Raw genomic sequence first — 9,473 nt, 5'->3', positions numbered from 1 at the left:
ACAAAGCGAGAACACCCAATCGTTTTGTTGATTAGAATTGCTTGTGCTTGATTTGGATAGATACGAAACTTATAGGCTTTATTAATCATTATTTGATTCACCTCCATTTTGGTATATGACTATTATACACCAAACATACATTCGATAGGTAATGGAGTAACACTTTCTGTATGTCGAACAATTAAGATGGCTTCCTGCCATCCCTTGTTCGAAGCCAATTCATCTCCCACCTACTCACTGGGCTGTGAACCTTCACGCTTCTTGAGGAAGGAGTCTTCTTGGCTAAAATGATAAAAAGAAATGCCTCAAAAAAGATAAAATACCTACCCATTCAATTTAGGCAAAGAAATACAAAAAATTGTACGTTTCTTTGCACTCTCTAAACTAATCTTCCCTCCATGTTTCTCCACTATATGCTTAGCAATAGTTAATCCAAGACCTGATCCCCCATTATTTTCTCGAGAATCATCTACTCGAACAAATGCATCAAAAATACTCTGTTTCATATCCTCAGGTATTCCAATTCCATTATCTATAATGTTTATATATACTTTGCTTTCATCCTCAATTAACGATACAAACACGGTCGTACCTGCCGTATTATACTGTAGGGCATTAGATATTATGTTAGAGATAGCACGGTATAGTAATCTGTTGTTAATTGGAGCAATCACTTCTTTAGAGGGAATTTGATATTGAAGGATTAAGCGCTTCGCTTGAAATAAATCATAATATTCTACAAGCAATTCACGAATAAACTCAGATACATCAGTTGGATGTACTTCAAAAGGGTAATCAGAATGCTCTAATTTAGACAGTTCAAAAATATCTTCAGTTAATACCGCAATGATTCGAATCTTATTATATATTACATTCAAAGTTCTTTCTCTTTCACTTTTTTCTGTAATGATCCCTAGTTGTAATGCTTCAATATAACCTTGAACAGTTGTAATTGGTGTCCTTAAATCATGAGACAAATCTACAAGCATCTTCCGCTTGGTTTCTTCCAACCTCTTCTTCTCTTTCTCTATTTTATCGAGTTTTTCAGACATAACATTAAACGAATGCTGTATTTGCATTAACTCAAAATATGTTTCATAGTTTAACCTTTTATCATATTTCCCACTAGCAATTTCCTCAAATCCAGTTGCTAGTTTATCCAATGGCCTGGTTATTTTCCTAGCAATTTGCCTACTAAATATATATACATTCATAGAGAAAAATACAAAAAATAAAACGATTGTAGTAAGCAATATCTTATAAAAAACATATACGTATTCCTCATTTTTATCAGAAAACGTATATTCATACTTTATTGCTTTTTTAGGAACCTTAACAAGGCAATATAATGTTTCACCTTTTTTCGTTACAAATGTTGCTACAGATGAATAATAAGGAAGCTTATCATTATCAAATAATAATTTAGTAAATTCTCTTTGTGAATATGATAAAAGCTTATCCTTCTTTTCCCCTTTGGTATAGATAACTTGTAAATTTTCATTAAGAATTTCTACCCAACCACCAAATGATTCTATTGATTCTGCATTAATAGTTTTAAAGTTTTCACGAACTACTTCACTTGCCTTTAAATTATTTAGCTTTCCTAGTTGCTTTTCTGTTTGATACATCAAAAATATAAATAAAATTATTACGGTGAAACCTATTGCTAGTGCAAATATAACGTAATTTTTAATTAAGATATATAAAACTTTATTTTTCATAAAGTTCTTCCTTCCTAGCAAATCTATACCCAAGTCCCCGGATCGTTTTTATATAAACTGGATTCTTAGGAGAATCCTCTAATTTCTCTCGTAGTCTACTAATATGAACCATAATCGTATTATCATCTGCACAGTAATAATCAGACCATACATTTTCAAAAATTTGTTTTTTAGTAAATATTCTCCCTGGTTCTCCCATAAAAAGGGTTAAGATTTTATATTCCGTAGCACTGAGAGAAATGGATTCGCTTGATTTATAGAGTGTACAAGAATGATGATCTAATACTAAATCACCCATATGAATTTGCTTCTCCTTACCTTCTACAGCCTTATCATTAAATTCATAGGACCTTCTAAGATGAGCTTGAACTCTAGCTATAATTTCTAAAGCACTAAATGGCTTTGTAATGAAGTCATCTGCTCCAATCCCTAAACCTATAATTTTATCTACTTCTTGAGATTTGGCTGACAATATAAGTATTGGAAATTGTAACGTCTCACGAATTTTTTTGATTAATTGATAACCATCCATTTTAGGCATCATAATATCAACAATAGCTAAATCAATATGATTTTCTTCTAGACACTTTAAGGCAACTTCACCATTTGAAGCCTCTACAACAAAAAAATTTTCCATTTCTAAAAAAAGCTTTAAAAGATCAATAATATCTTTGTCATCATCAACAATTAATATATTTTTTTTCATACTCTCCCTCGCATCAGTCGGAATTTTCAAAAATCTATTTAAGGTTATTGTAAGATAAATGAAAGTGACATGAAAGACTAACCGTTTAATATACAGGTATGAATTAAAAAAGGAGGCAATATCACATGAAAAAACTTGTTGGAATTGCGTTAGCAGCTACCATTGGAATTGGAGGTTTAGGAACTTTTGCTACTACTAAAACTCACGCTGCAGTAAACAAGCAAGAATCAACAAAATCGGTTTATCAAGTATCTGACGTGCAAGGTGAATTTATGCACATTAAAGTGGGGAAACCTTGGTCAATGACGCCAAGCGGAAAACAATACAAATATGTCTTATTTAGTGAAAACAAAATTTATGTAAACCCTAAAACTGGTGTAGTAACAGCATATGAAGAAGGAGCAGCTGAAGGCAGAGTACTCGATAAAAATGGAAATGTTGTTGCTATTTGGTATATCACAGCTTTTAAATAGTGAAGGGTTAATTTTACAAGGTCGAAAAGAGCATCTTTAAGTTTATTATGAGAGTAGTAAAAGAATTTCAATACTTGTAATTACCCTAAAATAAAAAAGCTTATCTTTTAACACGTAATGATAAGCTTTTTTATTATTTTTTCATTTTTTGTTTTCGGAAGTATTTCTTTAAGTTGATAGTAATGCGGTGCTATTCCATCACTATCTACAACTTTATAGTATCCCAAAACGGAAACAACGGGTTGCATTTATATAATTAGGTTTTGGAGAATTGATCATTTTGTTTAGAGATACTTTACGATTTTAACTTGAATGACATATAGTGTTATTTTTAGCATTCTAAATAATCGGGTTCAATGTATTTTTCTGTTTCAGGAGAGCTTTTAATTTCTATAGGATATTTCTTAAAAGCTACAACAGTAATCCTATTTTCTTGAACTAAACTTCTGGATTCATTTATAGAAGAGAAACCTGTTCGCGTTAAAAAATTGTATAAAGAGGATTTTGTCATCCAAAAACTAGTAACGTTATCTAATGATGCCCATTTTGATTGTAAACGTTCTTCTATTGATGAATTAGCAGAGTGTTCTAGCATTGTATGTCCCTTATATTCATAATTTTTATAAAGTACTGATACATTAGGAGTAGAAGTGATATGAGTATCAATTATTACAAACCTTTTGCATACTTCATACACTTTTTCTAAAAAGGGGAATACATCTGAGCAGTCTAAATGATATAAAATACCAGAGCATAAAACAATATCAAATTGACCATATTTTTCAGCACTTAAATTTCTTACATCATCTTGATAAAAGGTTAAGTTTTCCAACCTTAATAAATCTTTAGCGAATATAGCTTTTTGTATGTTTGATTCTCTTCCTTCTATCCCTACAACAGTTGCTCCTTGCATAGCAAACTCAATAGCGTAATGCCCCTCTAAACAAGCTAAATCTAAGATTCGAAGATTTTTAAAATCACATTGTGTGATATCTTGAATCATTGTCACAATTTTTTTTAATGCAGGATTTGGTTGTCGAATATCTCTTGTATATAGAGTATCCGTTAATTTAATATCATAAGCGGTCCATTCACCATATTTACGAATAATGTTTTCTTTTTCGAGAACAAAATCTTTCATGATACAATTCGCCACCTTTAACATAATATTATGTGTAATATATATCTTAATAAGATCAATATATGTATGTATAACTTGTATTTAGACGAAGGTAAACATTTTAAAGCTTCTCACTTTATCATGTGGTACGTCCACGATTCCTTCTTTTTGGGAGCCACTCGCAAATTTAGAACAATATGCAGCTCAAATAGTCAACTAATTAAACTACCTATTCATCTCATCTATCTAAATTATAGAAATAATTCTAATTTAACTAATTAAGATTTTTTCTTTTACATAGAAAATCTTATTATATTCATTTTTAGCCATAGCCAGTGCAAATGTCATAATGATAAGTGGGACACCACATTGCTATCAAGATAAGCAAACAAAATACTCCTTAAAATAAAATGAAAAAATACATTATTTTTTCTTATAAAAGAAAAGCAAAACAAAGAATAAACTTTAATATGTATTAATCCAAACAAGAGAAGATGATTCATGTGAAACAATTTACTAAATTTCCTCTGACATTTTTAGTTATGTTCCTAGCCAATTTAGCGAACTATTATTTTATCCTATTTATGTAATAATAAAAGCCTTCCTAATTATAGGAAGGCAACGTTCTAAAATGAAAACCTATATTTGATTACTAATTAAATTACCTCAAACTGATAATATACACTTTTCCCATTCTCCCTAGTTACTTTAATTTCAGCAAATCCTTTACCAATGACATCCATTCTAACCTTTCCATTGCCCTGTACTGTATATTTGACAACTTTTTCTCCATCTATTGTTGTATGCTTTGCTGCAACTCCATCTTCTGTTCTAGATTGACCAACACGCCAACAGTCACTGCACTTTTTTGTGCTCTTAGATATCATTTCATTTTTTACATGTACGCTGTTAGTAGATGCATCAGCAATACCATTTGTACTCAACAAAATTATGGAAGTTACTAAACCTATTCCCAGTTTCTTTAACATTATTTCATCCCTCCTGTGATAATTCATAATTTTATATTAAACTGAGATTCTTTCAGGTAACTTTCATTTACCTTACAATAACCTTAAATCCCTTTCTGTAGATATCGAATTCTTTGGAAGAAAGAATTCACATATTCATCAATTTAAAAGTTGTAAAAGGAATTCAAGGCAAAAAATTATACACCTTCACTTGAGAATATCAATTTTCTCATTTTAGGCATTTCGTTTATTATCTTATTAGGAATGTGGAGACATATTAGGCTTTAGAAACCTTATCTTTTCCGTCTATTACGCTGACCTTTCCTTAACGACATACAAGACATCCAGTGTTAAAGTCACCTCTTATTTCCTTTACCAATGTCCATTTGGTCCAAAATAAAAAGTTCACCAATTAAGGCGAACTTTTTATGTACTATTGCTGCGAGTTTCGTTCACATCATTCTGTCCGTTATTTGAAAAACAAAGAAGTTTTTCATGATATATAATATGTATCTCTAAAAATAATGTGCTTATACCCAATTTCTTTTTAGGTGTTAAATTTGTTCATTATTGTGTAATTTCTATATAACAAAGAAAACATACTAAGATTAGTAGTGTAGACCAAGGCATTGGTTCGCACTACTATTTTTTATATAGTAGAAGTGAAGAAAGGGTCGTGGGTGCTTTGGGATTTTGAATCCGTAAAAAAAACTGACCTTCTTCACTTACCTTATTTGAATTAGTTTTTAGTATGTTGGTCCTCGAGATCGTGTATAAGAAATGGGAATCGATAAGTGTAAGATGAAGACTTCAATTTTCCATCAGGAGGAACTTTATGAGACACGTAATTGCTTTTGATATCAGTATGGGTAAAAGTTATATGGTAATTTATAATGCACAAAAACAATGTATCTTTGAAAAGGAAATCCAACATTTGAAGCCTGATTTTAAAGAGCTACAAAAAAAGATATATGAGCTTACCGAGAAAACTGGTAAATTACCTGAAATTGTGTTCGAGGCAACAGGAATTTATTCTAGACAGCTAGAACGATTTATGCAGGTAGTTTTTCTGTAAAGAAATATAATTCATATTAAACCAATGACTAAAACTAGGTTTTATGAGGATGTTTTCAGTTTGATCACACACTAAGTTTAGACTTCTTGAATTTGAAAGTATAAACATTGCCATGTTCAAGTAAAGGTTTGAACATATTTTCCATATAGATTGGCCCTACATTATTAGCTAATGAAGGTGAAATTTCTTTATAAATTAAAGAAGGAAAATTTATTATAGTATTTTAACTTAATATACAAAACAATATTAGTACACCTATGACACTCTAAATTGTCACAGGTATATTTTCTAAAACTCTTTTTTATCACCCTGTTTTAACTCCCTCCCCAGCCCCCTACATTGTAATTTTAATAATCTAGTCTCGGCACATACCTTTTTTTTGTAGAAAAACTATAGTACAATAAATAACCAAAAGATCTATTTCCAGATTGTCCCCATTTATGTACCTTTCAGTTCATTTTCTGCTATTAGTTCCTTTGTTACATACATCAAATACATAATGACTGGGAAAATTAGATAACTAACAGTTTTACCTTTATCAGTAATAGGATGCCTTTCTTCGACTAGAGCGACTTTTATTATTAACAGAGTTCCCCTAGATCAAATGTAACAATTTATGAGTAGAAGAATATTTTCTGAACTTTAATGTAATGTAAAATTAGTAAAGAACGTATTTCATGAAAAAATGTTAACTAATAAAGAATTAGAAGTGATCATGTGAATAAATTATTACTATCATGTTTATTAGTTACATTCTGTCTAAATACCGCAGGATGTTCTAATGATATGACTATACTAAAGGATAGTTCTAAACCTTCAACACCTACGAAGGTTAAATACATTAACAAAGCGTGGTACAAAAAATATATACCATGTAATAGTTTATGATAAAGGTCATAAGGCGAAATTATTATATATTAATCACGATATAATTAATTGTTCTAAATCTACCTAAAAAGACTATCAATAATGGTGGTCTTGTTTATATTGGTGAGATTGTACTAGTATGATAGAATAGATTTAACTGTATGACGTAGGGTGGTTGGTTGCTGTCCTTTCTCTTTTTTTATGTAGAGGGAAAGGAGGTGACTCCTATGATGGAATATTTACTGTCTTTGCTACAGGATTTGTTGAAAGTATTTTTGACAATTCTTGTTACTGGTTATGGAAACAAACTAGTGAGTAATATTAGCAAAAAACGTAAAAGAACCTCCCTACGCCGTCGGAAGCAAAAGGGAAGTTCTAGAAAAAGAAAATAACTTTATTTAGTAACTACCCGCCTTACGGCAACAGTTACCAGAAGAGATGTATCGAGCATCTCTTCTTTTATTATATACCCAAGGTATTACTGTAATACTACTGTAGTAATAATTATATCAAATGAACATAAAAAATCAATGTGTAAACAATGAGTGTAATGGACAAAAGAAAAGACATCCTAAGGTTCCTTCCTCCGACTTATGAATCAAATCTATATTTTATTCACTTTATTCAGTATAGTGATGCTGGCCTTTGTGCAGCAATAGAACCAAATCACGCTATAAGCATTAGCGGACATCATAACATTCAAAATCGGTCTTTTATGTCCGCTAATACTTAACATAAGTTTTGTTTTCGTTACTACACAGACTACTATATCCTCTCTACTGACTGTGGTTGCATTGTCAAATACTAAAAGTATAACATCTGTTTATATAATTTTAATGATTTAATTTCCTCGTATTCCCTCATTTTCTTGTAAAATGTTACTTTCTTCATGCCAGCCTTGTCCATGAACTCAAAAGCTTTGATCTTTCCTACCTTCCATTCCTTACTATCCTCTTGCATGTACCAAACATTAGAATTGAAACCTTTGAGATTACTGTTCCCTTAACTACAAAGAAAACGCTAAACTTCATATATACTTCTGAGGATGTTATGTAATACTAATTGGTTTTTATGATAATTATTCGTAAGTGGATAATTCACTACGCGCCTCGTCTATTGTATCCCTAGCAATTCTTAACGATTTTAAACATTTGTCTAATTTCGCTAAATCTGTTTGGCTCGCAGCATCTCCATAGTTGTCTATAACAAATTGCAAGTTATCCATCGCCTTTAAAATAGATGAATGTAGACCCTTTAATTCTGTTGGGGGTTCTACATATCGTACACTTGAGATGAGATAAGACATTTTATAGAAAACATCGCCTACATCTGAAACCCACGATTTGTTTATAGTACCCTTAATTTCTGCATCAGCCTCTAAAATTCTAAATCGGGTCGCCACATCAGATAGGTCCTTTAAATAATCATCCATTACCCATGCATAATGCTGCTTGTCTAAATGTTTATAATCACTTGTTTCGGCTCCTTGCTTTACTTCTTTTTGATTTCCTATATTTTTTTATCCGCAGTGAATTCCTCAACTGCTGCTGTAATGGTTTTTATACCTTTTTTGCTACCAACAAGAGCGTCGATAGTTAAAATACTACAGATAAAAATCACAAACATGGCAATCCACTTAGCCCATTTCAGCATAAAAAAACTCCTTGCTTAATATATTTCTCCTAAATTATAATACAGGATTAACGTTCATTATAAACAACATGTCTCTTTACCTAATACCTTACCTTCTGTTTTTCCAAAATCGACATCTTTAAGTAAATCTATATCATGTCAAAATCGATGTTTAAATATTGTATCATTAAATTAAAATATAACAATATAATATTTTCTTATCAAGAATATTTTTCCAAACCAAAATCATTCATAGACTCTTCTTTTCACCATTAAACCTAATTTATACATAATGAATAAAAAAAGAGGATCGCCCCATAGTAGAGCAGATCCTCTCTTTCACTTCACATACACATAGGCTTCGTTTGCTGTTATATAATATGTTTTACCTTTACTATTGTGCACTCTATATTGTGGTGAATTATTTACAATTACCTTTGTATCAATAATGAATCCTAAACCCATATCTACAGTACCGGCAACATCTTTATCCTGCCAAGATGGAGAATCATAGAAACGTAAATTATTTACTTTTGAAATAACTCTTTTACCAATTACTGTAGCAGGTTCATTGCCTTGGCAACGAATATATGAAGAATTATAATAAATCCATTGGTTACCACCAAAATGTAACCATTTCCCTAATTTATTCCATACTTTATAAGCCTCACCTTTTTGTAGCTTACGAATAACACTATTTTCTGTTGATGGTCAAGAGCGAAGATTTACATTGTATCCTTCAATATATGCAATACCATTCGACTCTACTGTACCAGATATTTCATTTGGTTTTTGTGGTTTGGTATCCACTGTAACCGTGCTCCCGTTTTGAACTACCCCCACTTTCACTTCGTTTAGAAGTGAGGGATTCCTAAGTAAAGAGTTCTATCGAACTCTAATTGATTAGGCTA

9 protein-coding genes and 2 pseudogenes are annotated in these 9,473 nt (G+C 31.1%); 3 read left to right on the top strand and 8 right to left on the bottom strand.

Translation table 11 applies throughout. The annotated features are described in order from the left end of the window. The 3 genes from C4S65_RS33300 to C4S65_RS33290 all read right to left on the bottom strand — a co-directional run. Window positions 1-89, bottom strand: an 89-nt coding sequence (locus C4S65_RS33300) for a helix-turn-helix domain-containing protein (RefSeq protein ID WP_181032176.1), incomplete at its 3' end; no start/stop codon positions are given. A gap of 234 nt (window positions 90-323) precedes the next feature. After that, a complete protein-coding gene (locus C4S65_RS33295) occupies window positions 324-1,721 on the bottom strand; it encodes a HAMP domain-containing sensor histidine kinase (protein ID WP_103945902.1) in 1,398 nt (465 codons plus the stop codon). Next, the gene (locus tag C4S65_RS33290) at window positions 1,711-2,427 is read right to left on the bottom strand and encodes a response regulator transcription factor (protein WP_016078289.1); all 717 of its coding nucleotides are present in this window, start codon (window positions 2,425-2,427) and stop codon (window positions 1,711-1,713) included. The genes C4S65_RS33295 and C4S65_RS33290 overlap by 11 nt, the downstream gene beginning before the upstream one ends. A 125-nt stretch (window positions 2,428-2,552) precedes the next feature. On the opposite strand from C4S65_RS33290, the gene C4S65_RS33285 reads away from it, so the two are divergent. Continuing rightward, complete coding sequence (locus C4S65_RS33285; protein ID WP_098838908.1) at window positions 2,553-2,900, top strand: hypothetical protein; 348 nt, start codon at window positions 2,553-2,555, stop codon at window positions 2,898-2,900. A 331-nt stretch (window positions 2,901-3,231) separates the two neighbouring features. On the opposite strand, the gene C4S65_RS33280 is transcribed toward C4S65_RS33285, so the two are convergent. Next, entirely contained in the window at window positions 3,232-4,041 is an 810-nt protein-coding gene (locus tag C4S65_RS33280) for a class I SAM-dependent methyltransferase (protein ID WP_000651397.1), read from the bottom strand. Between the two features lie 635 nt (window positions 4,042-4,676). Continuing rightward, the gene (locus C4S65_RS33270; protein WP_000914230.1) at window positions 4,677-5,009 is read right to left on the bottom strand and encodes a hypothetical protein; all 333 of its coding nucleotides are present in this window, start codon (window positions 5,007-5,009) and stop codon (window positions 4,677-4,679) included. Window positions 5,010-5,823: 814 nt separating this feature from the next. Here C4S65_RS33270 and C4S65_RS33265 point away from each other — a divergent pair. Both C4S65_RS33265 and C4S65_RS34820 read left to right on the top strand, forming a co-directional pair. Next, a pseudogene (locus C4S65_RS33265) lies at window positions 5,824-6,045 on the top strand (hypothetical protein); the annotation flags it as partial. Window positions 6,046-7,157: 1,112 nt separating this feature from the next. Next, a complete protein-coding gene (locus C4S65_RS34820; RefSeq protein WP_165375055.1) occupies window positions 7,158-7,322 on the top strand; it encodes a hypothetical protein in 165 nt (54 codons plus the stop codon). A gap of 686 nt (window positions 7,323-8,008) precedes the next feature. On the opposite strand, the gene C4S65_RS33255 is transcribed toward C4S65_RS34820, so the two are convergent. The 3 genes and pseudogenes from C4S65_RS33255 to C4S65_RS33250 all read right to left on the bottom strand — a co-directional run. Further along, complete coding sequence (locus C4S65_RS33255) at window positions 8,009-8,332, bottom strand: hypothetical protein (RefSeq protein ID WP_255301391.1); 324 nt, start codon at window positions 8,330-8,332, stop codon at window positions 8,009-8,011. A 107-nt stretch (window positions 8,333-8,439) separates the two neighbouring features. Beyond that, window positions 8,440-8,583 carry a hypothetical protein gene (locus C4S65_RS34815; protein WP_170264963.1) on the bottom strand — a complete coding sequence of 48 codons (144 nt, stop codon included), beginning with the start codon at window positions 8,581-8,583 and terminating at the stop codon, window positions 8,440-8,442. A 318-nt stretch (window positions 8,584-8,901) separates the two neighbouring features. After that, window positions 8,902-9,390: pseudogene (locus C4S65_RS33250) on the bottom strand (N-acetylmuramoyl-L-alanine amidase); the annotation flags it as partial. Between the last annotated feature and the right edge of the window lie 83 nt (window positions 9,391-9,473).

Source organism: Bacillus sp. ok061 (assembly GCF_900108285.1).
In the GTDB taxonomy this organism is placed as follows: domain Bacteria; phylum Bacillota; class Bacilli; order Bacillales; family Bacillaceae_G; genus Bacillus_A; species Bacillus_A thuringiensis_S.
The sequence above is the reverse complement of the archived record's forward strand: the minus strand, read 5'-3'. Positions and strand labels throughout refer to the sequence as shown.